Raw genomic sequence first — 26886 nt, 5'->3', positions numbered from 1 at the left:
TCGCATGAAAAGCAGTTGGAACGCATGACAATCTGATATATCAGGAAGGCCGCACAGCCGGCGCGGCCGGGAAAACGGAGCATATCGACATGAGATGGAAGCGCACGATCCAGCTGCTGGACGTTCATTGCGAGGGCGAGATCGGCAAGGTGGCGATCGGCGGCGTGCCGAAGATCCCCGGCAACACGATCGCCGAGCAACTCAACCACATCAACACGGTCGACGACAGCCTGCGCCGCTTCCTGTGCCTCGAACCGCGCGCGGCCGCGACCGGTTCGGTCAACCTGCTGCTGCCGGCCAAGCGTCCGGAAGCCGACGCCGGCTTCATCATCCTCCAGGCCGATCAGGCGCATGCCTCGTCCGGCTCCAACTCGATCTGCGTCACCACGGCGCTGCTCGAATCCGGCATCGTCGAGATGAAGGAGCCGGAGACGGTCGTCGTGCTCGACACGGCTGCCGGCCTCGTCAAGGCAACGGCGACCTGCCGCGACGGGCGCTGCGAGAAGGTCAAGCTCACCATGGTGCCTTCCTTCGTGCAGGAGCTCGACGTCGAGATCGACACGCCGCACTGGGGCCGCGTGCGCTTCGACATTTCCTATGGCGGCATCTTCTATGCGCTCGTCGATGTCGATCAGATCGGCACGAAGATCGAGAAGGGCAATGCCCGCGCGCTGGTCGATGCCGGCATGGCGCTGAAGGATCTCATCAACAGGTCGATGCGGGTGGTGCATCCGGAAATCCCGGAAATCAACGGCATCGCCTATGTCATGTTCCGCGACCGCGATCCCGATGGCCTCGTGCGCACCGCCACCACGATGTGGCCCGGCCGCGTCGACCGCTCGCCCTGCGGCACCGGCAATTCCGCCAACCTTGCGACGCTGCACGCGCGCAGCCTTGCCAAGGTGGGCGATACGTTCCGCTCGCGCTCGATCATCGGGTCCGAGTTCGAGGTGGGGCTGGAGGCCGAGACCGTGGTCGCCGGCCGCAAGGCGATCATCCCCACCATCACCGGCCGCGGCTGGACGTTCGGCCTGCACCAGATCGCGCTCGACCCGACCGATCCGCTGGCGAACGGTTTTGCCATGACGGATACCTGGGGGCCGCAGGCGGGCGAGATCGGCTGAGCGATTCCGGCGAGGGTGCAGGAAGATGATCCCGCGTCATTTCCGGGCGTAATGCTTCTCGATGGCGCCGAGGGTGATCGGATCGATCTCCGCATCGCCGGCCTTCTCGATCAGATCGCGTTCGGCGAGCACCTGCTTGATGGCAAGGCGGGCGTCGGCGCTGATCTGCTCCGGCTGGTTGCGCAGGATCACCTCGAGGTCCACGTCGCGCATCTCGAAAGCGGCGACGAGGCTGTTCACCGCCTGCTCGATGTTCTTGACGATGCCGGCGCCGCTCTGCTGCATCAGGCCGAGCTTCAGCTTGCCGTAGCTGTCGCCGCGATCGGCGGCCCGCCTGAAATAGCCGGCGGCGGCAGAAAGGTCCTGTGCGATGCCTTCGCCAGATTCCAGCATGAGGCCGAGGTTGATCATGGCGTCGACATTGCCGCCCTCGGCCGCAAGCCGATAGAAGGCGGCCGCCCGTGCATTGTCCTCCTTGACGAGGCTGCCGTCGTCGAAGAGCACGCCGAGATTGAAGGCGGCGGTCTCGTCCCCGGCCGCTGCCGCCTTGTCGAACCAGCGGGCCGCCTCTTCGCCGTCGACCTCGGTGCCGATGCCGTCGCGATAGGCGACGCCGAGATTGTAGGCGCCGAGCAGGTCGCCCAGTTCCGCCGCCTTCCTGTAGTGGTTGAATTCCCCGGCCGGGTCGCCGCGCTTGCCCAGCATGCCGCCGTAGTTGACCATCGCGGCCGTATGGCCGAGGGCCGAAGCCTCCGCATAGAGCTTCATGGCTTCGAGGTCCTGGCCGGCGCGCTCCAGTGCGCGGCCGAGCTGGAAGGCCATGCGGGCCCCGCCGCCGGCGTTGTAGGCCTCGCGGCAGGCGGAAAGCGCCGGGCCGATCTTGATGTCCTCAAGCGCGACCGGCGCGAAGGTCGTGTTGCGCGTCCGGTCGTAGCGGCTGCCGGCGCTCGCATCGCACTGGTCTTCGATGGAAAGCGTGCCCGCCTGGGCCGCGCCGGAAAGAAGGACCGCGAAGAAAAGGGCGCGGCCGGCCGTCTTTATCACTGTGGATCGCGTGATCATGGTCCGTCTCCTTCGTTGGATGGCCGAACCTTAGCCGACTGGAAGAAGGAGGCTGTTTCCGCGGGAACAGAAGGATGGCGGGGAGCGGCGCATAAGGGTTGCATGCCGGGCGGCGCTCGCGGTTGACGCGCCGGCCCCTATCGGTTCAATTCCTCCCGGCGGGTGCGGTCCCGCGCGAAAGGTATGTCATGCAGACGTTCGACGCTCTCCGTCCGGTCACCTTCAGCCGCAGGCTTTTCATCGCCGGCGGCGCGCTCGCGCTGACGGGCATCGGCATTCGTGCAACCCAGGCCAACGCGGTCATCGGCAGGGCCGTCGAGGTCAACGGTGAGGTCACCCGCCGGCAGGCCGACCATCTGGAGGGCCTGAAAGCCGGCGCCAGCCTGATGGACCACGATTTCGTGGCGACCGGCAAGGAAAGCTTCGCGGAACTGGCCCTCGGCGACGATACCAGCCTGCTCCTCGGCAGCGAGACGGAGTTGCTGATCGACACCTTCATCGCCGGGCAGGGCGGCGTCATCGAGCTCGGCACCGGGCAGATGGTCTTCGACAGGCCGGAAGGGCTCGCCAAGATCGACCTCACCGTGCGCACCGCCTTCGGCATGATCGGGGTGCGCGGCACGAAGTTCTTTGCCGGCCCGAGCCGCGGCGCCTTCGCCGTCTTCGTCGAGCACGGGCTGGTCGAGGTCTCCGGCGGAGGCGTGACCCGCCAGGTCGGCCGCGGCGAGGGCGTGGACATCGCCGCGCCGGGCGCGGCTCCAAGCGAGGTCACGCAATGGGGCGCAGCCCGCATCCGCGAGGCCTATGCGAGCGTCGGCATCCGCTAAGTCTTTAATCCAGGGTAAAGAGGTCCATCGTGCCGAAGCCGCGGATCTCGTGGCTTCCGATGGCACGCAGCCGCCGGCTCGTCTCGCCTGCCGCGCGCGGGCCGACGCAGATCTGGGTGCCCAGGAACTTGTTGGCATCCTGCAGCCGTGCGGCGAGGTTCACCGCGTCGCCATGCGCCGTATAGTCCAGCTTGCCGCCGGCGCCCACCTCTCCCAGCACCGCCATGCCCGTTTCGACGCCGATGCGCGTGCGGCCGAATTCCTTGTCGAGGAAGTCCGGGCGGCGGCGCATTTCCTCGGTGAGGGTGCGGATTTCGTCCGCGCAGGCAAGCGCCTTGTCCACATGGCGGTCGAGATCGTCCGGCGCGTTGAAGAGCGCATGAACGGCGTCTCCCACCACCTTGTCCACCATGCCGCCGTGGCGCGCGACGAGGGCGTTCACCTCGGCGAAGTAGATGTCGAGCAGCTTGACGAGGTCGTGCGGGCCGATCTTCTGCGCGAGCGCGGAAAAGCCCTCTATGTCGGTGAACAGCGCCGTCACCTGCCGTTCCTCGCCGGCGACGCGCTCCATCTCCGGATTGTCGATGTAGCGCGAGACGACGGATTGCGGCAGGTATTGCGCGAAGCGCTGGCGGGCCGTCGCCTCCGCGCGGCGCACATGGCCGTATTGCAGGAGGCCGGTGACGAGCGCCGCCGTCGCGACGATGAGAGAGACGCCGACGGCATCCGACAGCAGGGCCGTGCGCGCATAAAGCAGCACCGAGGCGCCGAAGACGAGGCCGAGAAGGCCGATGCCTGCCACGGCCGCGCCGAGCGGGCGCAGCCGCGCCGCCGCAAGGGCCGCAGCGGCGGCGGCGGCGAAGGCGAAGCCGGCCTCGACGGGCAGGAGGCCGGGATCGCGCATGGGAATGTGATCGGTAAGGATGGCGTTCGCGACATCCGCGTGGATCTGCACGGACGGTTCCAGCGGCATGGAGGCGCTGGTCCTGAGGCCGCCGAGATTGGGCAGGCTGCTGCCGATCAGCACCACCTTGCCGGCGATCCTGTCCGCCAGCACCGTTCCCGCGACGACATCCGCCGCGGAGAAGGTGCGTGCGCCGATCGTCTCGTTGCCGCCCGCCACGAAACGCAGGCTGCCATCCTCGTCGAGCCGCAGGATGCGCGAATCGTGGCGGAGCCAGGTGGGGTTGCCGCCGAGCACCGGCGTGCGCGCGCCGGCCGCAAGCCGCGCCGCCTCGACGCCGAGCGCCGGATAGGCAGCGTTGCCGACGATGGCATAGGCCTGAACGCGGCGCACCACGGCATCCTCGTCACCGACGAGGAAGGCGGCGGCCGCTGCCGCGGCCTTGTCCTGCAGGAAGGCGCAGGAGCTTTCCGTGCCCTCGATGAACCAGAGGTCGGGCACGATGACGGGCCTTTGCAGGGCAAGCTTCGGCACGGGACGCGGCGTCTCGTTGAGAGCCTCGCCGATCAGGAAGCCGAGGACCGTCGGCACCTTGCCGATGGCGCCGGCAAGGGCCGCGTTGGCGGGCTCTTCCGCCGTGCAATCCGTGCTGAAGACGAAATCGAAGGCGATGGCGGTGGGTCTCGCGGCTGCGAGCCGTTCGATCAGTTCCGCCGTCTGCGCCCGTGTCCAATCCTTGCCCGGCACGCTCTGGAAGGCCTTGCGGTCGATGTCGACGACGACGATCCGGTCGCTCAGGGGGACGGGGACCGCCTGCGTCAACGCGTCGAAGTAGAATTCGCGCTGCTGCTCCAGCGCCGTCTCGCCGAGCGCGAAGAGCGCCAGTGCGCCGGCAAGGCTCGCGACGAGGCCGGCGGCAAGGGGTCTGTATTTCTTGGCGATCATGATGGCCGGGGGGCTAGTCGTCATCCGGCTCGGCAACGCTGTGGAGCCGGCCGATATTGCAATGGATGATGCCGCCGTTGCGGCGGATGGCGCCGGCTTCCTCCAGCGCCAGGATCGACCGGTTGATCTTCGGCCGGCTCGCGCCGAGGATGCCGGCGATCTCCGTCTGGCTCAGCGCAAGCTGGAGATTGGCGCTGTCCGGCAATTCCTCGCCGTGGATGCCGCGCAGCGTCGCCAGGAAGAAGCGGGCGACGCGGGCGTCGAGGTCGTAGAGCGCTATGGTCTCCAGCTGTTCCGTCGTCTCGCGCAGCTTGGTGCAGAGATAGTGGATGATCGCCTGCGCGGCTGTCGGGTTGCGGGTGAGGAGGTCGAGGAAATCGCGCTTGGCGATGACATAGCCTTCCGTGGCGACGGCGGCCGTGGCGTCCGCCGAGCGCGGCTGGCCGTCGAGGATCGCCATCTCGCCGAGCACCGAGCCGGGTTCGAGCTGGCGCAGCGACAGCTCCTTGCCCTGCGGCGTGATGAGCGAGAGTTTTATGCGGCCGGAGACGAGCACGATGAGATAGTTGCCCTCGTCGCCGCGCTGGAAGATCACCGTGCCGGCCGGCCATTTGCGGAAGGTGGCGATCGCGGCGATCTCGCCGATCGTTTCCTTGCTGAAGCCTTCGAAAATCGGAAAAGAACGCCAGAACGCGGCGCTCCTGTTGATCTCGTTCATATCCGGTTTCCCCCGGCCGCCGCTGACGAAGTAAAGACGGGCTGCCCGGTGGAAATCTTCGCCCAGCCGCTGGGCGCTTGCAACAGAAAAGAACGGAGCGTTCCGGGCGCTACCGGCAGATGCGCACGCGCTTGGTGATCGTCCGGCCGTGAGCGTCCGTGGTGCGGACGCGCTTGGTTATGCAGGTCTGCTGGTAATGGCCGTAATATCCTTCCGGATAGGAGGTGCCCGCATGGCCGGCGGAAGAGAAGGTGAGGGCAGCGACGGCAAGGGCGAGGGTGAGAAGGCAGTGGCGCATGGCGTCTCCGGCAAGGCAGAAGGGATGCGCTGCTTGTCGCATGGCGGGATCCGCCGGTCTGTTCCGCGGGGAACAGGAGTCGTTCACAAAAAGAGAACAATCTGTCGCCTGTTTGCTCGTCTAGATTGACGGCGGAAAGCTGGTATCTCTCTGCCGACCAAACGCTTGAAGCCCCAGGAGCTTTCCATGCAGCAGAACGCCGTCGTCCTCCTCGGACGCATCCTCCTTTCCCTCATGTTCATCACGGCCGGTTATCCGAAGCTCATCGATCCGTCGGGCACCGCCGGCATGATCGCCGGTGCCGGCCTGCCGGCCGCCACCGCGCTCGCCTATCTCGCCGGCCTCTTCGAGCTCGTCGCCGGCCTGTTCATCCTCGTCGGTTTCCAGACGAGGATCGCCTCCTACCTGCTCGCCCTCTTCTGCGTGTTCACCGCGCTCGTGTTCCACAGCGGTTCCATCAACATCCCGGACTTCCCGGAAGGCGCCAACGGCCTCCTGACCGTCTTCAACGGCCTGATGATGTGGAAGAACATCACGATCGCCGGTGGCTTCCTCATGCTCGCCGCCTTCGGTCCGGGCACCTATTCGATCGACGCCCGGCGCGCCGCCGCCTGACCGCCCGCAACAGGCTGATCCTCCAGCAACCCTTCCCGGCCTCCGGGAAGGGTTTTTCGTCGTGCGGCCTCCGGAAAAGGCCGCACCCGCTGGAAAGCCGATGCTCTTGCTGCTATGCGCACCGTCAGACAGTCACGCGGGAGATGCCGATGTTTTCCAATTCCTTTCCGGACAGAGACGTGATGGCGGAGCTGATGGCCCGCATGCTGTGGGAGATCAAGGCGGTTCACTTCCGTCCCGGGGAGCCCTACAAGCTTGCCTCCGGCATGGCGAGCCCGGTCTACATGGACTGCCGCAAGCTGCTCTCCTATCCGCGCATCCGCTCGGCGATCATGGATTTCGCCGCCGCGACCGTCACCCGCAACGCCGGCTTCGAGCGCTTCGACGTGGTCGCCGGCGGCGAGACGGCCGGCATCCCCTTCGCCGCGCTTCTTGCCGACCGGCTCGGCCTGCCGATGATCTACGTGCGCAAGAAGCCGAAGGGGCATGGCCGCAACGCGCAGATCGAGGGCGTGATGCCGGAAGGCGCGCGCGTGCTCGTCATCGAGGACCTCGTGACGGTCGGCGGCTCCATGTTCACCTTCATCGATGCGATCCGCGCGGCCGGCGGCGTGGTCGACCACGGCATGTCGCTCTTCTACTACGGCATCTTCAAGGAGGCCGAGGCCCGCTATGCCAATGGCGGCGTGACGCTGCACCACATCGCCACCTGGCGCGACGTGCTCGCCGTTGCCCGGCAGGAAAAGCTCTTCGACGATGCGACGCTCGCCTCCGTCGAGGCTTTCTTCGATGCGCCGCTCGCCTGGTCGGCGGCCCATGGCGGCGTTGCGGAGCTGCCGACGTCGTAAAAGCCTATGGCGCTTTCCGCTGCGATCGTTTAAATCGATTGAAAGTTCGATGGGAGGAATTCGATGATCCTGTGTTGTGGTGAAGCGCTGATCGACATGCTGCCGCGGACGACGACGCTCGGCGAGGATGCCTACGCGCCCTATGCCGGCGGGGCGATCTTCAACACGGCGATCGCGCTCGGCCGCCTCGGCGTGCCGACGGGTTTCTTCACCGGCCTTTCCGACGACATGATGGGCGACATCCTGCGCGGCACGCTGCGCGAAAGCGGCGTCGACTACAGCTATTGCGCAACGCTGTCGCGTCCGACGACCGTCGCCTTCGTCAAGCTGGTCGACGGCCATGCGACCTATGCCTTCTACGACGAGGGCACCGCCGGCCGCATGATCACCGAAGCCGAGCTGCCGGTGCTCGGCGAGGACTGCGAGGCGCTGCATTTCGGCGCGATCAGCCTCATCCCCGAGCCCTGCGGCTCCACCTACGAGGCGCTTTTGAAGCGCGAGCATGAAAAGCGCGTCATCTCGCTCGATCCGAACATCCGTCCGGGCTTCATCAGGGACAAGGATGCCCATATGGGCCGCATCCGCCGCATGGCCGCGATGGCCGACATCGTGAAATTCTCCGACGAGGACCTCGCCTGGTTCGGTCTCGAAGGCGACGAGGAGGCGCTGGCGCGCTACTGGCTGCACCACGGCGCAAAGCTCGTCGTCGTGACGCGCGGCGCGCAGGGCGCGGTCGGCTATACGGAGAGCCACAAGGTGACGGTACCGAGCGAGCGGGTGGCGGTGGTCGACACGGTCGGCGCCGGCGATACCTTCGATGCCGGCGTGCTCGCCTCGCTGAAGAAGCAGAACCTGCTCACCAAGGAGCAGGTGGCGAAGCTGTCGGAAGACCAGATCGCCAAATCGCTGGCGCTCGGCGCCAGGGCCGCGGCCGTCACCGTCTCCCGCGCCGGCGCGAACCCGCCCTGGGCCGGCGAGATCGGGCTCGCATAGTCTGCGCCCTCTTCATTCGCCTGTCATCGCGGCATGGTCAAAGGGGCCATGTTCGATGACACCGCTCCCGATTCGCCCGCTGCTGCCTGGTCGAATGGCCGGGCGCCCACCATCCTCGTCGTCACGGACGCCTGGCGCCCGCAGTTGAACGGCGTCGTGCACACGCTCGAGGAGCTGGCCCGCTCGATGGCGGAGGAGGGCATCGAGGTCGTCTTCCTGACACCGGAGAAGTTCGCGACGATCCCGTTGCCCTCCTATCCGGAAATCCGGCTCGCCATCGCCTCGGTGCGCCAGGTGCTCGCCGAGATCGAGGCCGTCGCGCCGGATTACATCCATATATCGACGGAAGGCCCGCTCGGCATGGCGGCGCGGCGCGCCTGCCTCAAACGCCGGCTGCCCTTCACCACGGCCTATCACACGCGCTTTCCCGAGTTCATCAGCGCGCGCCTGCCCATTCCGGAAAGCTGGAGCTACTGGTGGCTGCGCCGTTTCCACAATGCCGGCGAGGGCATGATGGTGGCCACGAAGTCGCTCGGTGCGGAGATGGCGGCGCGCGGCTTCGTGCGCATCAAGCGCTGGTCGCGCGGCGTCGATACGAAGCTGTTCGATCCGGCAAGGCGCCGCGACCTCGGCCTGCCCCGGCCGGTCTTCCTGAATGTCGGACGGGTTGCGGTCGAGAAGAATCTTCCCGCATTCCTCGGCCTCGACCTGCCGGGCAGCAAGGTCGTGGTCGGCGACGGGCCGGACCTTGCCGTGCTGCGGCAGCGCTATCCGGCCGTGCATTTCCTCGGCCGCAGGACCGGCGAGGAGCTTGCGGCGATCTACGCCTCGGCGGACGTCTTCGTCTTCCCGAGCCGGACGGACACGTTCGGCAATGTCATGCTGGAAGCCCTGGCGAGCGGCGTTCCGGTCGCTGCCTTTCCCGTCACCGCCCCGCGCGACGTGCTCGGCGAGGGCGGCGTGCTGTCGGAAGACCTGCGGGAAGCGGCGCTTGCCGCCCTTGATATCCCGAAGGACGTCGCCCGCGCCCGCGCCATGACCTACAGCTGGCGCGCCTGCGCACGCCAGTTCCTCGGAAACCTCGCCCGCGTGCCGCGCGATGCTTTCGCGGCACGCCGCCTCAGCCTTCGCTGACCGCTGCGCGCTTTTGCCGGGACGGCTTACTGCGCGGCCTTCAGCAGCGCTGCGACGAGCCCGGCCGTCGAGGAATCGTGGCCTTCGGCGCTCTCCTTGCCTTCCATCACCGGCAGCAGGCCCGTCGCCAGTTCCTTGCCGAGCTCCACGCCCCACTGGTCGAACGAGTTGATGTTGAAGAGCGCGCCCTCGACGAAGACGCGGTGCTCGTAGAGCGCGATCAGCCGGCCGAGCGCGAAGGGCGTCAGGCTGTCGTACACCATGGTGATCGACGGCCGGTTGCCGGAGAAGACCCGGTGCGGCGCGATTCGGTCGGCCTTCGCCTCGTCCATGCCCTTGGCGGTGAGCTGGGCCTTGGCCTCCGACAGCGTGCGGCCCTTCATCAGCGCTTCCGACTGCGCCAGGCAGTTGGCGATGAGGAGCTGGTGCTGGTGGCGCAGGTCCTTCTCGTGGCCGTTCGCCGCGATCATGAACTCGGCCGGGATGATCGCCGTGCCCTGGTGGATCAGCTGGTAGAAGGCGTGCTGGCCGTTTGTGCCGGGCTCGCCCCAGACGACCGGCCCGGTCTGGCCCTCGACAGGCGTCGAATCCATGGTGACGGACTTGCCGTTCGATTCCATGTCGAGCTGCTGGAGATAGGCCGGAAAGCGCGACAGGCGCTGGTCGTAGGGCAGGATCGCACGCGAGGGATAGCCGAGCACGTTGCGGTGATAGTAGCCGATGAGCCCGAGCAGCATCGGGATGTTCTGCCGGATCGGCGCCTCGCGGAAATGGTTGTCGACGGCATGGCCGCCGGCGAGGAAGTCCGCGAAATTCTGCCGGCCGATGGCGATCATCAGCGGCAGGCCGATCGCCGACCAGATCGAATAGCGTCCGCCCACCCAGTCCCAGAAACCGAAGACGCGGGCCTCGTCGATGCCGAAGGCGGCGACCTTGTCGAGCGCCGTGGAGACCGCGCAGAAATGGCTGCCGACGGCCGCCTCGCCAAGCGCGTTCGCGATGAACTTGCGCGCCGTCGCCGCATTCGTCATCGTTTCGATGGTGGTGAACGTCTTCGAGGCGACGATGAACAGCGTCGTCTCGGCATCGAGCAGCTTCAGCGTGTCGGCGATATGCGCGCCGTCGATATTGGAGACGAAGTGCAGCCGCGGCCCGTCGTGGAAAGGCGCGAGCGCCAGCGTCGCCATGACCGGGCCGAGGTCGGAGCCGCCGATGCCGATATTGACGACGTCGGTGATCGTCTTGCCCGTCGCGCCCTTCAATGCGCCCGAGCGGATTCCGTCGGCGAAGGCGCCCATGGCGTCGAGCACGGCGTTGACGTCCGGCATGACGTCCTTGCCGTCGACGAGCACCGGCGTGTTGGAGCGGTTGCGCAGCGCGGTGTGCAGCACGGCGCGCTCCTCCGTGATGTTGATGATCTCGCCGGAGAACATGGCGTCGCGCTTCTTCTCGACGCCGGCTTGCCTGGCAAGCGCTTCCAGCCCGTCGAGCACGGCGTCGTTCACCGCGCACTTGGAATAGTCGAAGAGGAAGTCGCCGAGCGTTGCGGAGTAACGGGAGAAGCGCTTGGGATCGGCCGCGAACGCGGCCCTTATGTCTATGGCGTTGGTCTCGCGGACGACGGATTTCAGCTTTTCGACAAGCGCGTTCATCGGCGTGTTCCCTGGCTTTGGACGATGCCGGTTAGCTAGTCGCTTTGGCATCCGCAAATCAAGACCGCAAACGCGACTCGGCCGAAAAAATTAAATCGGTTTAACCGGGGCTGCCGTCAGCCCCGGAGATCCTTGCGGAGAATCTTGCCGACATTGGATTTCGGCAGCTCGTCGCGGAACTCGACGAATTTCGGCCGCTTGTAATTGGTGAGGTTGGCCGCGCAATGCGCCTTCACGTCCGATTCGGTGAGCGCCGGATCCTTCCTCACCACGAAGAGCTTCACCGCTTCGCCGGAATGGTCGTCCGGCACGCCGATCGCCGCGCATTCGAGGATGCCGGCCAGCGACATCGCCACTTCCTCGACCTCGTTCGGGAAGACGTTGAAGCCGGAAACGAGGATCATGTCCTTCTTGCGGTCGACGATCTTTGTGTAGCCCTCGGGCGTCATGAAGCCGATGTCGCCGGAGCGGAAGAAGCCGTCGGGCGTCATCACCTTCGCCGTTTCGTCCGGCCGCTGCCAGTAGCCGGCCATGACCTGCGGGCCGCGGATGCAGATTTCGCCGACTTCGCCGAGCGCCAGCGTCTTGCCGTCGTCGTCGCGGATCTCGATGTCGGTGGAAGGGAGCGGCAGGCCGATCGTGCCGGTGAATTCCGGAAGGTCGAAACGGTTGGCCGTCGCGACCGGCGACGTTTCGGAAAGGCCGTAGCCCTCGGTGATCGCGCAGCCCGTCGTCTTCTGCCAGCGTTCGGCGACCGGACGCTGCACCGCCATGCCGCCGCCGAGCGTCAGCACGAGCTCGGAGAAGTCGAGCTTGGCGAAGTCCGGGTTGTTCATCAGGGCGTTGAACAGCGTGTTGAGGCCGGGGAAGATATGAAAGCGGTATTTCGCCAGTTCCTTGACGAAGGCCGGGATGTCGCGCGGATTGGCGATCAGCACGTTGTGGCCGCCGAGCGCGATGCCCATCAGCCCGTTCACCGTCAACGCGAAGATGTGATAGAGCGGCAGCGCGCAGATGAAGACGAGCTGCTCCGGCCGCCTCTTGATCCGGAAGGTCGGCTCGATCCACAGCTTGATCTGCTCCATGTTGGAGAGCAGGTTCGCGTGCGTCAGCACCGCGCCCTTCGAGACGCCGGTCGTGCCGCCGGTATATTGCAGGAAGGCCGTGTCGCCGGGCTCGACGCTGACGGGTTTGACGGTGTTGCGCGCGCCTTCCGCCATCACCTGCTTGAAGGGGATGTGGCCCGGCAGCGACCAGGCGGGCACCAGCTTCTTCACCTTGCGCACGACGAGGTTGACGATCAGGCCCTTGACGCCGAGCATGTCGCCCATCGTGGTGACGACCACGTGCTTCACCGCCGTGCGCGAGACGACCTGCGCCACGGTGCTCGCGAAATTCTCCAGCACGAACAGCGCCTTGGCGCCGGCGTCCTTCAATTGGTGCTCCAGCTCGCGCGGCGTGTAGAGCGGGTTGACGTTCACGACGACGAGGCCGGCGCGCAGGATGCCGAAGATGATCACCGGGTTCTGCAGGATGTTCGGCATCATGACCGCGACGCGGTCGCCCTTTTCAAGGCCGCGGGCCTGGAGCCAGGCGGCGATCCTGGCCGATGCCGCATCGAAATCGCGGAAGGTCAGCGTCTTGCCCATGCTGGTGAAGGCGGGGCGGTCGGCGAACTGGGCGCAGCAGCTTTCGACGAGCGCGCCGATGGAATTGTGGCTGAGCGGCGCGATCTGCTGCGCCATGCCCTCGGGATACGAGGCAAGCCAGAAACGGCCGGACGGCTGTGTAGACGGGTGCTCTGCTGTGACCGACATGTGTGCTCCTCCTCATTGGACGCGGGCATCGTCCGCCCCGCCGGCACCGAAAGGTCCTCCAACCGTCCGATGCGGACAAGATGATGCTTTTGGCGCGCGCCATCAAGCGTCATCGCTATATTACATTGACGTAAACGTCAACAATCCGGCGATCCTCCAGTCGCTTTTTCGTGAGGTTGCGATTAAATGGCTTCCTGCGGCGTCTCGGCGCGCCGTTGCCCAAAAAACCGCGTATATGTTTAACATTCCTCGGATACATCTTATCTAGGCGCATCGGCCCGGACGCCGACCCATTGGAGTGGACAGAGTGCTGCATTCGGAACATCGCAGAAGTGAACCCCGGCTCCTCGGCGCGCCGCGTCCGAGCGGTGCTGCGCTCATATCGCCGATCTCGGCGGCGCGCTGGCTTCTCGTCTTCATCGTGCTTGCCGGCATCTACTTCTTCCACGGCTTCCTCGTGCCGGTGCTGGCGGCGCTCGTCATCGCCTTCGCCAGCTGGCCGCTCTATTCGCGTCTCCTGGCGCAGGTGAACGGCAACCGCACGCTTGCGGCCTCCATCGCCATCCTCCTCATCCTGGGCTTCATCATCGGGCCGATCATGTTCGCCTCGACCTACGCCTTCCACGAGATCCGCGACTGGATCGGCTGGGCGGTCGAGACGAACCGCACCGGCGCGCCGACGCCGGACTGGATCCGCGCGCTGCCGGTGATCGGCGGCTGGCTCGACATGCAGTGGACGCGCTTCCTCGATCATCCGGGCGCGATCGGCGAGCTGACGCAGATCGTCAGCGGCGCCAACATCGGCAACATATACCGTGTCGCGCTGGCGGCCGGCGGCAAGGCCTTCAACCTGCTGCTCGCCATGCTTTTCATGCTGATCGCGCTTTTCTTCATCTACCGCGACGGCCTGTCCTTCGCCAGGCAGGTCGACCGCCTCGGCGAGCGCATCCTGCCGATGCGCTGGGAACGCATTTCCCGCATCGTGCCGGCGACGATCAGCTCCACCGTCACGGGCATGACGCTGATCGCCATCGGCGAGGGCATCGTGCTCGGCATCGCCTACTGGATCGCCGGCGTGCCTTCCGCCGTCACGCTCGGCGTGCTGACCGGCGTCATGGCGCTCTTCCCGGGCGGCGCGCCGCTGTCCTTCACGCTGGTCTCGGTCTACCTCGTCTCCAGCGGCTCTCTCGTCGAGGGCCTTGCCCTGTTCGCCTGGGGTTCGGTGGAACTGTTCATCGTCGACAAGACGCTGCGTCCCCGCCTTGTCGGCGGCCCGATCAAGCTGCCCTTCCTGCCCACCTTCTTCGGCCTCATCGGCGGCGTGAAGACCATGGGCTTCCTCGGCCTCTTCATCGGCCCCGTCCTCATGGCCCTGCTCGTCGCCATCTGGCGCGAGTGGATGCGCGAGATCGAAGCCACCGAAGCGTCCTCGCCCCTCATCCTGGACGAAGCATCGGACGATGCGCTGGATCAGGAGCGCAACGTCGGCTGATGTTGCGCGAGGAAGGCCGAGGCCTGCCGCATATAATTTCAGGAAAGACCGAGGAAATGGTGCCGCTTACGTGACTCGAACACGTGACCCCATCATTACGAATGATGTGCTCTACCGACTGAGCTAAAGCGGCCTCTGAAGGTCCCGAAGCGTGTCGGGACCGGATTGGGTGCGCTGATAGCCGCAATGGCGGGAGATTTCAAGCGGGGAGTTTCAACTTCCGCATTTTTCCCCGCACGGGTGCAGCGGAGCGGCTTGCTCAAGCGGCGCAGATGCGGGCCTTGGCGGTCTGGTACTCGCGCTCCAGCCGGGCGACGAGGTCCTCGACCGGGCCGACGGCTTTCACCGCGCCGATGCCCTGGCCGCAGCCCCAGATGTCCTTCCAGGCCTTCGCGCCGGTGGTGGCCTTGTCGAAGTCCATCTTGGACGGATCGGCCTCGGGCAGGTGGTCGGGGTCCATGCCGGCGGCGGCGATGGAAGGTTTCAGGTAGTTGCCGTGGATGCCGGTGAAGTAGTTGGAATAGACGATGTCGGCGGCGGTGCTGTCGACGATCATCTGCTTGTAGGCCTCGCTCGCCCGCGCCTCGCTCGTCGCGATGAAGGGCGAACCGATATAGGCCATGTCGGCGCCCATCGCTTCGGCGGCAAGGACCGCCCCGCCGGTCGCGATCGCCCCGGAGAGGAGGAGGGGGCCGTCGAACCATTCGCGGATTTCCTGGATCAGCGCGAAGGGCGAGAGCGTGCCGGCATGCCCGCCCGCCCCGGCGGCGACCGCGATCAGCCCGTCCGCGCCCTTGCGGATCGCCGAATTGGCGTGCCGGTTGTTGATGACGTCGTGCAGCACGATGCCGCCATAGGAATGGATGGCCGCGTTCACCTCCGGCACGGCGCCGAGGGAGGAGATGACGATCGGTACCTTGTACTTCACGCACATCGTCAGGTCGTGCTCCAGCCGTCTGTTGGAGCGGTGCACGATCTGGTTGACGGCGAAGGGAGCGGCCGGCCGGCCGGGATTCTTCGCATCGTGCGCGGCCAGCCCTTCGGTGATTTCCGCCAGCCATTCGTCGAGCTGCGATTCCGGGCGCGCGTTGAGCGCCGGAAAAGCGCCGATGACGCCCGCCTTGCATTGTGCGAGTGTCAGCGCGGGATGCGAGACGATGAAGAGCGGTGCGCCGACGACGGGCAGGCGCAGCTTGTCCTTGAGGATCGCGGGCAGGGCCATGGCGGGGGAGTCCTGTATGGTTTTGACGTTTACGAAAACGTCAAAACCATAGCAGCCCGATTCCTTCCTGAAAAGGGGGCGCGGAGCGTCCGCCAGACACGGCTTTCCCCGCGAAAGGCGCGGCTTTGCGGGATCGCCAGGCTTGCGGCGGCAGGTGCAAATGACGCAAGCAAGACGGGGAGGTGGCGGAAGAACGAAGGACCTATCCGATGCCGCGCGGCGCGAGAATCCCGCCGGCATCGTGTGGGAACAACCGCCGCAGCGGAATATCTACGACGGCGGTGCGCTCGAACAACAGCCCCGATATGCCGCTTATCCCCGGCGAAGGACAGGCAGTTTTGGCCGGAAGACTTGCGCAAATTCCCGTCAAACGTTACGCAAAAGCTAACAAAAGCCGGAAAGTAGGGCTCTTTCCACAGGTGCATTATCGCCGCGGCGTTGGGCGGTTCCCACAGAAGGGTCGGATGTGAGCGGACTCGAAACGGCAATCAGGAACGCGCTGGCGCGCTCGGAGCGCGCCAATGCCGAGGTTCGGGCGCGCATATACCAGTCGGCACGCAACGCGCTCGAGGCGGGCCTTCGCAAGCAGGAGATCAACGATCCCGAGACGATCGCCGCGCAGCGCCACCGGCTGGAGGCGACGATCCACCAGATCGAGGCCGAGGAGCGCGCGCAACTGACCGCAGCCGCTGCCGCGCACGGCGGCCGCGTCGAGCCTGTGGTGGAGGAGCGGCCGGAGCCGATGCTGCATGCCGGGCGGGATGTGCGGCCCGAGCCGCAGCTCGACGCCGAACCGCGCATGGAGGCAGAACGGCCGGCAGCGGCGGGCGACATAGGCGCCATCCGCCCCGAGCGGGAGGATGGTTTTGCCCGGGCCGGCGCCGCCGCGCCGGAAACCCGGGCGGCGACCGGCGAAGCCTCGGATTTCCGCCCGGAGCGGGTCGCCAAGGCCCGCAAGCGCCGCAGCCGGGTGTTCTCCTTCCTTCTGGTCGCCGCAACCCTGATCGCTGCCTTCGGCGCCCTTGCCTGGTGGCTGCAGACGAGCGGGCTGCTCGAAGATCTGCAGAACGGCGCAGACAATTCCACGCCGCCCGCCCGGGTTTCCGGCGAGGATTTCTCGGGCGAGGATCCGGTCAAGAAGGCGCTCGACACCCAGAGCCGCTTCTCCTCCGATTGGCGCGCCGTCTTCTCGCCGGACGACACGGCAAGGCTTTCCGCCGGCGCGGCTGGCCGGTTCGAGTCCGTCAGCACGAATGAAGGCCCGGCCGTGCGCGTCACCTCCACCAATCCGGAGCGGGACGGCGCGGTGCGCATCGAGGTGTCGCCGGAGATCCTCGGCGAGATGGGCGGCAAGACCTCGACGGTCGCGCTCACCGTACAGTCGGCGGGCGACAAGCCGGTACAGGTCGCGGTGGAATGTGATTTTTCCACCATGGGCGGATGCGGGCGCCACCGGTTCACGGTGGCCGAACGCACCGATATCCTGTTCCAGGTGGAGTTCGACCGCTCGCTCTCGCCGAGCGAGCCGGGACACCTGCTTTTGAACAGCGACATTTCCGGCGGGGATGCGAGCGTGAATCTCTACGCCGTGCGCATCCTGCCGGGCGAATGAGTCGCCGGGTTACTTGAGGAAGCCGGGGCCCGAGCCGAGGACCTTGTCGTCGATCTCGCCGATCGCTTGCCTGTCCTTGCCGTCATAGTCGAGCGTCTTGAGGATGTGGCGGATCAGGTTGATGCGCGCGCGGCGCTTGTCGTTGGCGCGGATCACGGTCCAGGGGGCCTGGTCCGTATGTGTTTCCTTCAGCATGCGGTCGCGCTTTTCCGAATAGTCGTCCCATTTGTTGAGGGCGGCGATGTCCATCGGCGAGAGTTTCCAGATCTTGAGCGGGTCGTGCCTTCGGTCGTGGAAGCGCTTGAGCTGCATTTCGCGGCCGATATTGAGCCAGAACTTGAAGAGGTGGATGCCCTCCGAGACGATCATCTTCTCGAAGCGCGGCGTCTCCTTCAGGAACTTTTCGTACTGCTCGGGCGTGCAGAAGCCCATCACCGGCTCCACTCCGGCGCGGTTGTACCAGGAACGGTCGAACAGCACGAATTCGCCGGCCGTCGGGAAGGTGGCGACGTAGCGCTGGAAATACCACTGGCCGCGCTCCGTCTCTGTAGGCTTGGTGAGCGCGACGATGCGGGCGGAGCGCGGGTTCATGTAGGACATGGTGGCGTGGATCGCGCCGCCCTTGCCCGCGGCATCGCGCCCCTCGAAGACGGCCATGATGCGTTTTCCCGTCTTCTGCTGCCAGAACTGCACTTTGACGAGCTCGATCTGCAGGAGCTTCAGCGTCTTTTCATATTCCTTGTTGTCGAGCTTCTTGTCGTAGGGATAGTCGTCGGAGCCGAAGGCCTTCTCCTCGATCCAGTCCGGAAGCTTCGGATCGTCGATGTCGAACACCCGCTTCTTGCCTTGGATGTCGAGTTCCACAGCCCGGCTTTCGACCTTTTCCGCCATCGTCCGCTCCTTGAAATGACAGGGTGCGGCGCGCGCCGCATCGCCGAAGGTGGCCACAACCGGATTGCGAATTCAAGCGCGCCGTGAAAAACATGTCACGAAGCCGCGCTATCCATCGGGAATCGATTGAGGCGCGGAGGGCATGATGCTTGCAAGGGAATGGGCGGCGGTGACGGATCAGCGGACGGGCCTCGGCTGGCTGGCGGCGCAACTGTGGGGCGAACGCGTTCTCATCGCCTCCGCCGTCTTCGTCGGCTTCATGATGTGGCTCGCGGGGCTGCATCTCGGCTGGGTGTCCTTCGCCGTCCTGCTGCTCGTCATCGCAGGCCTGCTGCGCACCGAGCGGCGTGCGGGTGAAGACGCCGGCAAGGCCATGGATGCGGTCTCCGCCGCGCCGGCTGCCGGTCTCGCGGCGCCGGCGGAAGACCTGACGGCGATCGCCGCCGTTCTCGGCGCGCTGGATGCGCCTGCGCTCCTTCTTTCGGCCCGTGAAACGGTGAAGCTCCAGAACCGGGCGGCAGAAGCCATCTTCGGCCCGATACCGCACGGCAGCGACCTTGCCGGGCGTATCCGCGCGCCCGGCATCCTCGACATGGTGCGCGATGCCATCGGCTCCGGCCAGCCGCGCGAGACCGAGCATGCCGAGCGGCTTCCTTCGGAGACGGTCTATGTCGTGCGTATCGCGCCGCTTGCCGGCCCGACGACCGAGCCGCTCTGGCTGCTGACCTTCCGCGACGTCTCCCAGGCTCGCCGCATCGAGCGCATGCGCTCCGATTTCGTGGCCAATGCAAGCCATGAACTGCGCACGCCGCTCGCCTCGCTGCGCGGCTTCATCGAGACCCTCCAGGGGCCCGCGAAGAACGATCCCAGGGCGCACGAGCGTTTCCTCGGCATCATGCACGAGCAGGCGACGCGCATGAGCCGCCTCGTCGACGACCTGCTCTCGCTCTCGCGCCTGGAACTGCGCTCGAACCTTGCGCCCGACCAGACGGTGGACCTCGTGCCGCTGCTCGGCCATGTGCGCGACAGCCTGCAGCCGCTGGCGAGCGATCTCGGCGTGGAGGTGGTGCTCGACCTGCCGAAGCACCCGGTCACCGTCCACGGCGACCGGGACGAACTGGTCGAGGTCTTCGAGAACCTCGTCGAGAATGCCTGCAAGTACGGCCAGGAAGGCAAGCGGGTTGATGTCGTGCTCACCGGCGGCGGGGATGCGCCCGCCGAGTTCAGCGTCACGGACTACGGCCCCGGCATTCCGCCCGAGCATGTGCCCCGCATCACCGAGCGTTTCTACCGGGTTAACGTGGAAGCGAGCCGGTCCAAGAAGGGCACGGGCCTCGGCCTTGCCATCGTCAAGCATATCCTCACCCGCCACAAGGCGCGGCTCGTCGTGAAGTCCGAAGTGGGCAAGGGCACGGTCTTCACCGTCAAATTCTGACACAAAGGGCGGCACCTTCGTCGTGCTTCTCGAAATATACAAGTAATTTCAATATCTTTAAGTGTCACAAATGTTTCGTCAAACTGACATAAAAGGAAGGGCGATCGGGGTTTAGAGAAGAGCCGCCGGTCAACGGCAGAGAGCGTAGAACAGCGCTTTCCACACACGTCCTCTTTGGGAGAACCCAGATGAAATCTCTTAAGCTCACTGTCGCGGCGCTTGTTGCCTCCGCCGCATTCGCAGGCGTTGCCGTTGCGCGCGACCAGATCCAGATCGCCGGCTCCTCCACCGTTCTTCCCTACGCCAAGATCGTCGCCGAGACGTTCGGCGAGACCTTCCCCGACTTCAAGACCCCGATCGTCGAATCCGGCGGTTCCTCGGGCGGCCTGAAGGAGTTCTGCAAGGGCGTCGGCCCGAACACCATCGACATCGCCAACTCCTCGCGTCCGATCAAGGACAGCGAAATCGAGGCCTGCAAGGCCGCCGGCGTAACCGAGATCCAGGAAGTCCGCATCGGTTATGACGGCATCGTCTTCGCCACCGACGCCAGCAATGCCGACCTGAAGCTCGAGCCGAAGGACCTCTACCAGGCGCTCGCCGCCGAGGTCGTCGTCGACGGCAAGATCGTCGCCAACCCCTACAAGAAGTGGTCGGAAGTCAACGCCGACCTGCCGGACGCCGAGATCGCCGCCTATATCCCGGGCGAAAAGCACGGCACCCGCGAAGTCTTCGAGGAGAAGATCCTCGCCGAGGGCTGCAAGGCCTCCGGCGCGCAGGACGCCATCAAGGCTGCCGTCGCCGACGAGAAGGAACAGCATTCCAAGTGCGTAGCCGTTCGCAAGGACGGTCTGGCCGTCGACATCGACGGTGACTACACGGAAACGCTGGCCCGCATCGCCGCCAACAAGACCGGCATCGGCGTGTTCGGCCTCTCCTTCTACGAAAACAACGCCGACAAGCTGAAGGTCGCCACCGTCAACGGCGTCGTTCCGTCGACCGAGACGATCGCTTCCGGCGAGTACCCGGTTTCCCGCCCGCTGTTCTTCTACGTCAAGAAGGCGCACCTCGGCGTCATTCCGGGCCTGAAGGAATATGTCGAGTTCTTCACGAGCGACGACATGATCGGCCCCGACTCTCCGCTCGCCGAATACGGCCTCGTCGCCGCTCCGGATGCCGAGCGCGAAGAGATCCGCAAGGCCTTCGCCGACGGCAAGATCATGTAATGACGTCGGCCGGCGCGGTTCTCTCGCAAGAGCCGCGCCGGCCGTTCCTTTCGGGCGGTCCGCCCGCGTCAGTCGAAAGGTCGGGGCGGGTGATCTCGCCGGGAGAATTTCCTAAATGAGTATTTCCCTTCTTCTGCTCATCGTCGCCGTCATCGGCGTGGCGGGCTATCTCGTCGGCAGCTGGCGCGCCAACGCGCTTGCCGGCGGCAGGCTTTCGAGCCTGCATTCCCGGCCGGGCTACTACGGCTCCTTCGTCGCCATCTGGTCCATGCTGCCGGCGGTTCTCGTGCTCCTGGTCTGGATCATCGCAAGCCCGATCTACATCGGCTCGACGGTGCGCGGCGGCTTTCCCGACGAGGTGAAGGCCGAACCGCAGGCGACGCAGAACCTCAACTACAACATGATCGGCGCGATCGCGCGCGGTCTCAAGCTGCTGACGCCGGAAGAGCGCGAGGCGCTGTTTGCGGACGGCTCCGCGGCCCGCGCGGTGCTCGGCGCCAAGGGCGTGCCGCTCGCGGCAGACCCCGCGCCCTACATGCTGACGGCCGCCGACGACCTCAACCGCATGACGGCGGCAAGCAGCACCTTCCTGTCGATCCTCGTCGTCATCGCCGCGCTCGCCGGCGCCGTCGTCTCCTACCGCGCGATCGCGCCGAAGTTCCGCGCGCGCAACCGTGTCGAAGGCGTGATGCTGGTCGGCCTCATCGGCGCCTCGTCGATCGCCATCCTGACGACGGTCGGCATCGTCGCCTCGATGCTCACCGAGGCCGTGCATTTCTTCAACATGGTGCCGGCCTGGGAGTTCTTCTTCGGCACGGTCTGGGATCCGCGCTTCGCCGCCGCCGGCGCGACGGACTCCTCCGGCCAGTTCGGCCTGATCCCGCTGCTCGCCGGCACGCTCTATATCGGCTTCGTGGCCATGCTGGTCGCCGTGCCGGTGGGGCTCTTCGCGGCCATCTACATGTCGGAATATGCCTCGCGTCACGTCCGCTCGGTCGCAAAGCCGCTGCTCGAAGTGCTCGCCGGCATCCCGACCATCGTCTACGGCTTCTTCGCCCTCGTGACGGTCGGTCCCTTCCTGCGCGATATCTCCGCGCAGCTGAACGGCCTCGTCACCGGCAACTATGCGAGCTTCATCCAGGCGCAGAGCGTGCTGACCGCCGGCTTCGTCATGGGCATCATGCTGATCCCCTACGTCTCCTCGCTCTCGGACGACATCATCACCGCCGTGCCGCGCGCGCTGCGCGACGGTTCGCTCGGCCTCGGCGCGACCCGCTCCGAGACGATCAAGCGCGTCATCCTGCCGGCGGCCCTGCCGGGCATCGTCGGCGCGCTGCTGATGACCGCGTCCCGCGCCATCGGCGAAACCATGATCGTGGTGCTCGCCGCCGGCGTTGCCGCCCGCATGCAGCTCAATCCCTTCGAGCCGATGACGACGGTGACGGTGAAGATCGTCAACCAGCTGACGGGCGACCTCGAATTCACCTCGCCTCAGACGCTGGTGGCCTTCGCGCTCGGCATCACGCTCTTCGTCATCACGCTTTGCCTCAACATCTACGCCCTCTATATCGTGCGCAAATACCGGGAGCAGTACGAATGAGCCAGGTCTCCACGAGCCCTTCGACGGCCGCCCTCGGCATTTCCGCCAGGCCCGAGCGCCGCGATATCGGCCTTCGCCGCCGCTACGCCGCCGAACGCCGCTTCCGCCTCTACGGCATGGCGGCGATCGGTTTCGGCCTCCTCTTCCTGTTCCTGCTGCTGTTCTCGGTGGTCTCCAAGGGCTACACCGCCTTCCAGCAGACCATGATCACCATTCCCGTCGAGTTCTCCGAGGAGGTCATCGACCGGAACAACGAGCGCGCCACCAACCCGCAGAAGCTGGCTTCCGCGAACTACCCGGTCGTCGCCCGCAACGCGCTTGCCAAGGTGCTCGGCGTCGACGAGAACGACCGCGCCGCGATGCGGCAGGTGAACGGCATGATCTCGGACAGCGTCCGCGTCCAGTTCCGCAACCTCGTCACCGCCAATCCGTCGATCATCGGCACCACGCAGACGGTGAGCTTCCTCGCACACGGCGACCTCGACTCCGCCTTCAAGGGCCAGATCAACCTCGATGTGACGGAAAACAACCGCAAGGTTTCCGACCGCCAGGTCGGCTGGATGAACCAGCTCGCCGAAAGCGGCGCCCTCTCCAAGCATTTCAACACCGGCCTCTTCGTGAACGGCGCGTCGAGCCGCCCGGAAGCCGCCGGCGTCGGCGTCGCGCTGATCGGCTCGCTCTACATGATGCTGATCGTGCTCGTGCTCTCGCTGCCCATCGGCGTGGCCGCCTCGATCTACCTCGAGGAATTCGCGCCGAAGAACCGCTTCACCGACCTCATCGAGGTCAACATCAACAACCTTGCCGCCGTGCCGTCCATCGTCTACGGCCTGCTCGGCCTTGCCGTCTTCGTCAACTTCGCCGGCTTCCCGCGCTCGGCGGCCCTCGTCGGCGGCCTGGTGCTGACGCTGATGACGCTGCCGACGATCATCATCGCGACCCGCGCGGCGCTGAAGGCCGTGCCGCCGTCGATCCGCTCGGCGGCCCTGGGTCTCGGCGCCTCGAAGATGCAGACCGTGTTCCACCACGTCCTGCCGCTCGCCATGCCGGGCATCCTGACGGGCACGATCATCGGCCTCGCCCACGCTCTCGGCGAGACCGCCCCGCTCCTCCTCATCGGCATGGTCGCCTTTGTCGCCGACGTTCCGGCAACCCCGCTCGACCCGGCGACGGCGCTTCCGGTGCAGATCTACATGTGGGCGAACGAGGCCGAACGCGCCTTCGTGGAGCGCACCTCGGGCGCCATCATCGTGCTCCTCATCTTCCTCATCCTGATGAATGTTGGTGCAATCCTGTTGCGCCGCCGCTTCGAACGGCGTTGGTAAAGGAACAGACAGATGAACATCATGTCAGAAGCAGCAGTCGAGAAAGCGCTGGACAAGAAAATGAACGACATTTCCTACAAGATGATCGGCAAGGACGTTTCGGTCTACTATGGTGAGAAGCGTGCCCTTTACGACGTCAACCTCAACGTCCGCGAAAACACCGTGACCGCCCTCATCGGCCCGTCGGGCTGCGGCAAGTCCACCTTCCTGCGCACGCTGAACCGCATGAACGACACGATCGACGGCTGCCGCGTCACCGGCCGCATCACGCTCGATTCCGATGACATCTACGATCCGGCGATCGACGTCGTGGAGCTGCGCGCCCGCGTCGGCATGGTCTTCCAGAAGCCGAACCCGTTCCCGAAGTCGATCTACGAGAATGTCGCCTACGGCCCGCGCATCCATGGCCTCGCCAAGACGAAGGCCGACATGGACGCCGTCGTCGAGCAGAGCCTGCAGAAGGCGGGCCTCTGGAACGAGGTGAAGGACCGCCTGCAGGAGTCCGGCACCGGCCTTTCCGGCGGCCAGCAGCAGCGCCTTTGCATCGCCCGCGCCGTCGCCGTCAGCCCGGAGGTCATCCTGATGGACGAGCCCTGCTCGGCGCTGGACCCGATCGCGACGGCCAAGGTCGAGGAACTGATCCACGAGCTGCGCGCCAACTTCACCATCGTCATCGTGACGCACTCGATGCAGCAGGCGGCCCGCGTCTCGCAGCGCACCGCCATGTTCCACCTCGGCAACCTCGTCGAGGAGAACGACACGGACAAGATGTTCACCAACCCGGACGACCAGCGCACGCAGGACTACATCATGGGCCGCTTCGGCTGACGCCCGTTTTCCTGACCACGCGCAGCAAGGACAAAGCCATGCCGACCCATATCGTCTCGATCTACGACGAAGAACTGAAGTACCTTTCCCGCCGCATCTCCGAAATGGGCGGCACCGCCGAGCAGATGGTGTCGGATTCCGTCCGCGCCCTCGTCACCACCGACGCGGCGCTGGCGCAGAAGGTGATCTCGGAAGACGTCATCCTCGACAATGCCGAGCGCCAGATCAACGAGAAGGCGATCGTCACCATCGCCAAGCGCCAGCCGATGGCGGCGGACCTGCGCGAGATCATGGGCGCGATCCGCATCGCGGCCGAGCTGGAGCGCGTCGGCGACCTCGGCAAGAACACCGCCAAGCGTGTCATCGCCGTGCAGAGCTCGGGCATGCCGCGCAAGCTCGCCCGCGGCCTCGAGCACCTTGCCGAGCTCGCCCTGATGCAATTGAAGGAAGTGCTCGACGTCTTCGCCACGCGCTCGGTCGACAAGGCCAAGGCCATCCGCGAGCGCGACGACGAGATCGACGCGATCTACACCTCGCTGTTCCGCGAGCTCCTGACCTACATGATGGAGGATCCGCGCAACATCACGCCCTGCACGCACCTCCTGTTCTGCGCCAAGAACATCGAGCGCATCGGCGACCATGCGACGAACATCGCCGAAACCATCTACTACATGGCGACCGGCTCGCAGCCCGAGGGCGAGCGCCCGAAGGACGATACCTCGACGTCGGTGGTTGCCGCCGGCACCAGCGACGTCTCCGAGTAACGAGAGCAGGGTTCAGGTCCATGGTGCCCAGAATTGCCGTCGTGGAAGACGAGGAGGCGCTGAGCGTCCTCCTGCGCTACAATCTCGAGGCCGAAGGCTTCGAGGTCGATACGATCCTCTCCGGTGACGAGGCCGAGATGCGCTTGCAGGAGCGCATGCCGGACCTGCTCATCCTCGACTGGATGCTGCCCGGCGTTTCCGGCATCGAGCTGTGCCGGCGCCTGCGCCAGCGGCCGGAAACCGAGCGCCTGCCGATCATCATGCTGACGGCGCGCGGCGAGGAGAGCGAGCGGGTCCGCGGCCTTGCCACCGGCGCGGACGATTATGTGGTCAAGCCCTTCTCGACGCCGGAGCTCGTCGCCCGCGTGCGCGCCATGCTCCGCCGGGCCAAGCCGGAGGTCGTCTCGACGGTCCTGCGCTGCGGCGACATCGAGCTCGACCGCGAGACGCACCGCGTCCACCGCCGCACCCGCGAAGTGCGCCTCGGCCCGACGGAGTTCCGCCTGCTGGAGTTCCTGATGACCTCGCCAGGCCGCGTCTTCTCCCGCTCGCAGCTCCTCGACGGCGTCTGGGGCCATGACATCTATGTCGACGAGCGCACCGTCGACGTGCATGTCGGCCGCCTGCGCAAGGCGCTCAACTTCGCCAACATGCAGGACGTCATCCGCACAGTCCGCGGCGCCGGCTATTCGCTGGAAGCCTGAGGCGAAAAGTTTCCTCCCAAGGACGGAATGGGCCCTTCGGGGCCTGTTTCGCGTTTTGCGGTGCGTTGACCTCGCCCTTATTCTCCAACCCAGACGAAAACGGGCCCTTCCGGGCCCGCGTCTCAGTCCACGCTCGTGCTGTTCACCGCATCCGCCGCCGCTCGGCCGAGGGCTGGTAGGCGAGGCGCTGGTGGTAGGTGCAATAGGGCGAGTTGTCCGGGGACTCGTTGCCGCAGAAATGGAAGTCGTCGTTCAGCGGATCGCCGATCGGCCATTTGCAGGTGCGCTCGGTGAGCTGCGTCAGTTCCAGCCGGCGCGACATCGGCACGACCACGGCATTGCCGTTGGCCGGAACCGGAAGCTGGTCGCTCTGCGCGTCGAAATCGATCTCTTCCTTGGCGATGGTGTTGCCGGCCGGGCGCGCCACGGTGCGGGCGGTGACGGCGCGGGCCGCGAAGTTGGACGGGCGCGGGGCTGCCGCCGCCGGGCGCTTCGGGCGCGATGCGCTCTGCGTGCCGCCGGCCTTGGCCCGGCCCGGCAGGTTCAACCGGTGCACCTTGCCGATGACCGCGTTGCGGCTGACGCCGCCGAGCTGTGCCGCGATCTGGCTCGCGCTCAGGCCCTCGCTCCAGAGCTTCTTGAGTTTCTCGACGCGCTCGTCTGTCCAGTTCATGCTCTCGTCTCCGTTCGGCGCTCGCAATGCGGGAATCCCTCATCGCGTTCCGGACGGGTCCGGAACTGAACGCCCTAACTCTTTTGGTGACTAGTTCCGCCGCATGCAGCCTAGTAATTGGCCTTTAACCTAGAGTCCGGGGGACTCCGTGACAAGAGTCGCCCGAATCGAGGCGAATCG

At 66.0% G+C, this 26886-nt stretch carries 24 protein-coding genes and 1 tRNA gene; 15 read left to right on the top strand and 10 right to left on the bottom strand.

Annotated features, from left to right (window positions below):
* Positions 1-89: 89 nt before the first annotated feature.
* Positions 90-1124 carry a proline racemase family protein gene (locus tag ACIIOY_RS10390; RefSeq protein ID WP_411034585.1) on the top strand — a complete coding sequence of 345 codons (1035 nt, stop codon included), beginning with the start codon at positions 90-92 and terminating at the stop codon, positions 1122-1124.
* 36 nt (positions 1125-1160) lie between these two features.
* Here ACIIOY_RS10390 and ACIIOY_RS10385 read toward each other — a convergent pair whose 3' ends face one another.
* On the bottom strand, positions 1161-2186 hold the full coding sequence (locus tag ACIIOY_RS10385; RefSeq protein WP_411034584.1) for a tetratricopeptide repeat protein: 1026 nt from the start codon (positions 2184-2186) through the stop codon (positions 1161-1163).
* Positions 2187-2374: 188 nt separating this feature from the next.
* Here ACIIOY_RS10385 and ACIIOY_RS10380 point away from each other — a divergent pair, with 188 nt between their 5' ends.
* Positions 2375-3013: a FecR family protein gene (locus tag ACIIOY_RS10380; RefSeq protein WP_411034583.1), complete on the top strand. Its 639-nt coding sequence runs from the start codon at positions 2375-2377 to the stop codon at positions 3011-3013.
* 4 nt (positions 3014-3017) lie between these two features.
* On the opposite strand, the gene ACIIOY_RS10375 is transcribed toward ACIIOY_RS10380, so the two are convergent.
* The 3 genes from ACIIOY_RS10375 to ACIIOY_RS10365 all read right to left on the bottom strand — a co-directional run bounded on the left by ACIIOY_RS10375 (position 3018) and on the right by ACIIOY_RS10365 (position 5920).
* Complete coding sequence (locus ACIIOY_RS10375; protein ID WP_411034753.1) at positions 3018-4859, bottom strand: CHASE2 domain-containing protein; 1842 nt, start codon at positions 4857-4859, stop codon at positions 3018-3020.
* A 16-nt stretch (positions 4860-4875) separates the two neighbouring features.
* Positions 4876-5580: a Crp/Fnr family transcriptional regulator gene (locus ACIIOY_RS10370; RefSeq protein ID WP_411034582.1), complete on the bottom strand. Its 705-nt coding sequence runs from the start codon at positions 5578-5580 to the stop codon at positions 4876-4878.
* A gap of 109 nt (positions 5581-5689) precedes the next feature.
* On the bottom strand, positions 5690-5920 hold the full coding sequence (locus ACIIOY_RS10365; RefSeq protein WP_411034581.1) for a hypothetical protein: 231 nt from the start codon (positions 5918-5920) through the stop codon (positions 5690-5692).
* A gap of 144 nt (positions 5921-6064) precedes the next feature.
* On the opposite strand from ACIIOY_RS10365, the gene ACIIOY_RS10360 reads away from it, so the two are divergent.
* The 4 genes from ACIIOY_RS10360 (at position 6065) to ACIIOY_RS10345 (ending at position 9468) form a co-directional block, all read left to right on the top strand.
* Positions 6065-6493 (top strand): DoxX family protein, encoded by a 429-nt coding sequence (locus ACIIOY_RS10360; RefSeq protein WP_411034580.1) that lies wholly within the window; start codon positions 6065-6067, stop codon positions 6491-6493.
* A 149-nt stretch (positions 6494-6642) separates the two neighbouring features.
* Entirely contained in the window at positions 6643-7341 is a 699-nt protein-coding gene (locus ACIIOY_RS10355) for an orotate phosphoribosyltransferase (protein ID WP_411034579.1), read from the top strand.
* A 63-nt stretch (positions 7342-7404) separates the two neighbouring features.
* Complete coding sequence (locus ACIIOY_RS10350; RefSeq protein WP_411034578.1) at positions 7405-8334, top strand: carbohydrate kinase family protein; 930 nt, start codon at positions 7405-7407, stop codon at positions 8332-8334.
* A gap of 48 nt (positions 8335-8382) precedes the next feature.
* Positions 8383-9468, top strand: coding sequence for a glycosyltransferase family 4 protein (locus tag ACIIOY_RS10345; RefSeq protein WP_411034577.1), 1086 nt, complete (start codon positions 8383-8385; stop codon positions 9466-9468).
* 26 nt (positions 9469-9494) lie between these two features.
* Here ACIIOY_RS10345 and pgi read toward each other — a convergent pair whose 3' ends face one another.
* Positions 9495-11120 carry a glucose-6-phosphate isomerase gene (pgi, locus tag ACIIOY_RS10340; protein ID WP_411034576.1) on the bottom strand — a complete coding sequence of 542 codons (1626 nt, stop codon included), beginning with the start codon at positions 11118-11120 and terminating at the stop codon, positions 9495-9497.
* Positions 11121-11236: 116 nt separating this feature from the next.
* Complete coding sequence (locus ACIIOY_RS10335; protein WP_411034575.1) at positions 11237-12937, bottom strand: long-chain fatty acid--CoA ligase; 1701 nt, start codon at positions 12935-12937, stop codon at positions 11237-11239.
* Between the two features lie 307 nt (positions 12938-13244).
* Here ACIIOY_RS10335 and ACIIOY_RS10330 point away from each other — a divergent pair, with 307 nt between their 5' ends.
* Positions 13245-14429: an AI-2E family transporter gene (locus ACIIOY_RS10330; protein ID WP_411034574.1), complete on the top strand. Its 1185-nt coding sequence runs from the start codon at positions 13245-13247 to the stop codon at positions 14427-14429.
* Positions 14430-14486: 57 nt separating this feature from the next.
* Here the strand turns inward: ACIIOY_RS10330 and ACIIOY_RS10325 are convergent.
* Both ACIIOY_RS10325 and ACIIOY_RS10320 read right to left on the bottom strand, forming a co-directional pair.
* A tRNA-Thr gene (locus ACIIOY_RS10325) sits at positions 14487-14562 on the bottom strand.
* 126 nt (positions 14563-14688) lie between these two features.
* Positions 14689-15651: an NAD(P)H-dependent flavin oxidoreductase gene (locus ACIIOY_RS10320; RefSeq protein WP_411034573.1), complete on the bottom strand. Its 963-nt coding sequence runs from the start codon at positions 15649-15651 to the stop codon at positions 14689-14691.
* Between the two features lie 466 nt (positions 15652-16117).
* Here ACIIOY_RS10320 and ACIIOY_RS10315 point away from each other — a divergent pair, with 466 nt between their 5' ends.
* Entirely contained in the window at positions 16118-17263 is a 1146-nt protein-coding gene (locus ACIIOY_RS10315; protein ID WP_411034572.1) for a PilN family protein, read from the top strand.
* A 9-nt stretch (positions 17264-17272) separates the two neighbouring features.
* Here the strand turns inward: ACIIOY_RS10315 and ppk2 are convergent, their stop codons facing one another.
* On the bottom strand, positions 17273-18154 hold the full coding sequence (ppk2, locus tag ACIIOY_RS10310) for a polyphosphate kinase 2 (RefSeq protein ID WP_411034571.1): 882 nt from the start codon (positions 18152-18154) through the stop codon (positions 17273-17275).
* Between the two features lie 142 nt (positions 18155-18296).
* Between ppk2 and phoR the strand changes: the two genes are divergently transcribed.
* The 7 genes from phoR to phoB all read left to right on the top strand — a co-directional run bounded on the left by phoR (position 18297) and on the right by phoB (position 26033).
* Complete coding sequence (gene phoR / locus ACIIOY_RS10305) at positions 18297-19589, top strand: phosphate regulon sensor histidine kinase PhoR (RefSeq protein WP_411034570.1); 1293 nt, start codon at positions 18297-18299, stop codon at positions 19587-19589.
* A 188-nt stretch (positions 19590-19777) separates the two neighbouring features.
* The gene (locus ACIIOY_RS10300; RefSeq protein ID WP_411034569.1) at positions 19778-20812 is read left to right on the top strand and encodes a PstS family phosphate ABC transporter substrate-binding protein; all 1035 of its coding nucleotides are present in this window, start codon (positions 19778-19780) and stop codon (positions 20810-20812) included.
* Between the two features lie 115 nt (positions 20813-20927).
* On the top strand, positions 20928-22412 hold the full coding sequence (gene pstC, locus ACIIOY_RS10295) for a phosphate ABC transporter permease subunit PstC (RefSeq protein WP_411034568.1): 1485 nt from the start codon (positions 20928-20930) through the stop codon (positions 22410-22412).
* Positions 22409-23737 (top strand): phosphate ABC transporter permease PstA, encoded by a 1329-nt coding sequence (gene pstA / locus ACIIOY_RS10290; RefSeq protein ID WP_411034567.1) that lies wholly within the window; start codon positions 22409-22411, stop codon positions 23735-23737. Before pstC ends, pstA begins: the two co-directional genes overlap by 4 nt.
* Before the next feature lie 12 nt (positions 23738-23749).
* Complete coding sequence (gene pstB / locus ACIIOY_RS10285; protein ID WP_411034566.1) at positions 23750-24565, top strand: phosphate ABC transporter ATP-binding protein PstB; 816 nt, start codon at positions 23750-23752, stop codon at positions 24563-24565.
* A 38-nt stretch (positions 24566-24603) separates the two neighbouring features.
* A complete protein-coding gene (gene phoU, locus ACIIOY_RS10280; RefSeq protein ID WP_411034565.1) occupies positions 24604-25329 on the top strand; it encodes a phosphate signaling complex protein PhoU in 726 nt (241 codons plus the stop codon).
* 20 nt (positions 25330-25349) lie between these two features.
* Positions 25350-26033 carry a phosphate regulon transcriptional regulator PhoB gene (phoB, locus tag ACIIOY_RS10275; RefSeq protein ID WP_244767332.1) on the top strand — a complete coding sequence of 228 codons (684 nt, stop codon included), beginning with the start codon at positions 25350-25352 and terminating at the stop codon, positions 26031-26033.
* A gap of 142 nt (positions 26034-26175) precedes the next feature.
* Here phoB and ACIIOY_RS10270 read toward each other — a convergent pair whose 3' ends face one another.
* The gene (locus ACIIOY_RS10270; RefSeq protein WP_411034564.1) at positions 26176-26706 is read right to left on the bottom strand and encodes a GcrA family cell cycle regulator; all 531 of its coding nucleotides are present in this window, start codon (positions 26704-26706) and stop codon (positions 26176-26178) included.
* Positions 26707-26886: the final 180 nt, after the last annotated feature.

This window comes from Shinella agrisoli, assembly GCF_046557955.1.
Lineage (GTDB): Bacteria > Pseudomonadota > Alphaproteobacteria > Rhizobiales > Rhizobiaceae > Shinella.
The sequence above is the reverse complement of the archived record's forward strand: the minus strand, read 5'-3'. Positions and strand labels throughout refer to the sequence as shown.

What these genes read in the sequence shown, in the direction of transcription:
- ACIIOY_RS10385 (WP_411034584.1), bottom strand. Translation starts at nt 2,186, where the DNA reads ATGATCACGCGATCCACAGTGATAAAGACGGCCGGCCGCGCCCTTTTC.
- ACIIOY_RS10270 (WP_411034564.1), bottom strand. Translation starts at nt 26,706, where the DNA reads ATGAACTGGACAGACGAGCGCGTCGAGAAACTCAAGAAGCTCTGGAGC.
- pstC (WP_411034568.1), top strand. Translation starts at nt 20,928, where the DNA reads ATGAGTATTTCCCTTCTTCTGCTCATCGTCGCCGTCATCGGCGTGGCG.
- ACIIOY_RS10350 (WP_411034578.1), top strand. Translation starts at nt 7,405, where the DNA reads ATGATCCTGTGTTGTGGTGAAGCGCTGATCGACATGCTGCCGCGGACG.
- ACIIOY_RS10365 (WP_411034581.1), bottom strand. Translation starts at nt 5,920, where the DNA reads ATGCGACAAGCAGCGCATCCCTTCTGCCTTGCCGGAGACGCCATGCGC.
- ACIIOY_RS10370 (WP_411034582.1), bottom strand. Translation starts at nt 5,580, where the DNA reads ATGAACGAGATCAACAGGAGCGCCGCGTTCTGGCGTTCTTTTCCGATT.
- ACIIOY_RS10335 (WP_411034575.1), bottom strand. Translation starts at nt 12,937, where the DNA reads ATGTCGGTCACAGCAGAGCACCCGTCTACACAGCCGTCCGGCCGTTTC.
- pstA (WP_411034567.1), top strand. Translation starts at nt 22,409, where the DNA reads ATGAGCCAGGTCTCCACGAGCCCTTCGACGGCCGCCCTCGGCATTTCC.
- ACIIOY_RS10380 (WP_411034583.1), top strand. Translation starts at nt 2,375, where the DNA reads ATGCAGACGTTCGACGCTCTCCGTCCGGTCACCTTCAGCCGCAGGCTT.
- pgi (WP_411034576.1), bottom strand. Translation starts at nt 11,120, where the DNA reads ATGAACGCGCTTGTCGAAAAGCTGAAATCCGTCGTCCGCGAGACCAAC.
- ACIIOY_RS10300 (WP_411034569.1), top strand. Translation starts at nt 19,778, where the DNA reads ATGAAATCTCTTAAGCTCACTGTCGCGGCGCTTGTTGCCTCCGCCGCA.
- phoB (WP_244767332.1), top strand. Translation starts at nt 25,350, where the DNA reads ATGGTGCCCAGAATTGCCGTCGTGGAAGACGAGGAGGCGCTGAGCGTC.
- pstB (WP_411034566.1), top strand. Translation starts at nt 23,750, where the DNA reads ATGAACATCATGTCAGAAGCAGCAGTCGAGAAAGCGCTGGACAAGAAA.
- ppk2 (WP_411034571.1), bottom strand. Translation starts at nt 18,154, where the DNA reads ATGGCGGAAAAGGTCGAAAGCCGGGCTGTGGAACTCGACATCCAAGGC.
- phoR (WP_411034570.1), top strand. Translation starts at nt 18,297, where the DNA reads ATGATGCTTGCAAGGGAATGGGCGGCGGTGACGGATCAGCGGACGGGC.
- phoU (WP_411034565.1), top strand. Translation starts at nt 24,604, where the DNA reads ATGCCGACCCATATCGTCTCGATCTACGACGAAGAACTGAAGTACCTT.
- ACIIOY_RS10345 (WP_411034577.1), top strand. Translation starts at nt 8,383, where the DNA reads ATGTTCGATGACACCGCTCCCGATTCGCCCGCTGCTGCCTGGTCGAAT.
- ACIIOY_RS10390 (WP_411034585.1), top strand. Translation starts at nt 90, where the DNA reads ATGAGATGGAAGCGCACGATCCAGCTGCTGGACGTTCATTGCGAGGGC.
- ACIIOY_RS10355 (WP_411034579.1), top strand. Translation starts at nt 6,643, where the DNA reads ATGTTTTCCAATTCCTTTCCGGACAGAGACGTGATGGCGGAGCTGATG.
- ACIIOY_RS10360 (WP_411034580.1), top strand. Translation starts at nt 6,065, where the DNA reads ATGCAGCAGAACGCCGTCGTCCTCCTCGGACGCATCCTCCTTTCCCTC.
- ACIIOY_RS10320 (WP_411034573.1), bottom strand. Translation starts at nt 15,651, where the DNA reads ATGGCCCTGCCCGCGATCCTCAAGGACAAGCTGCGCCTGCCCGTCGTC.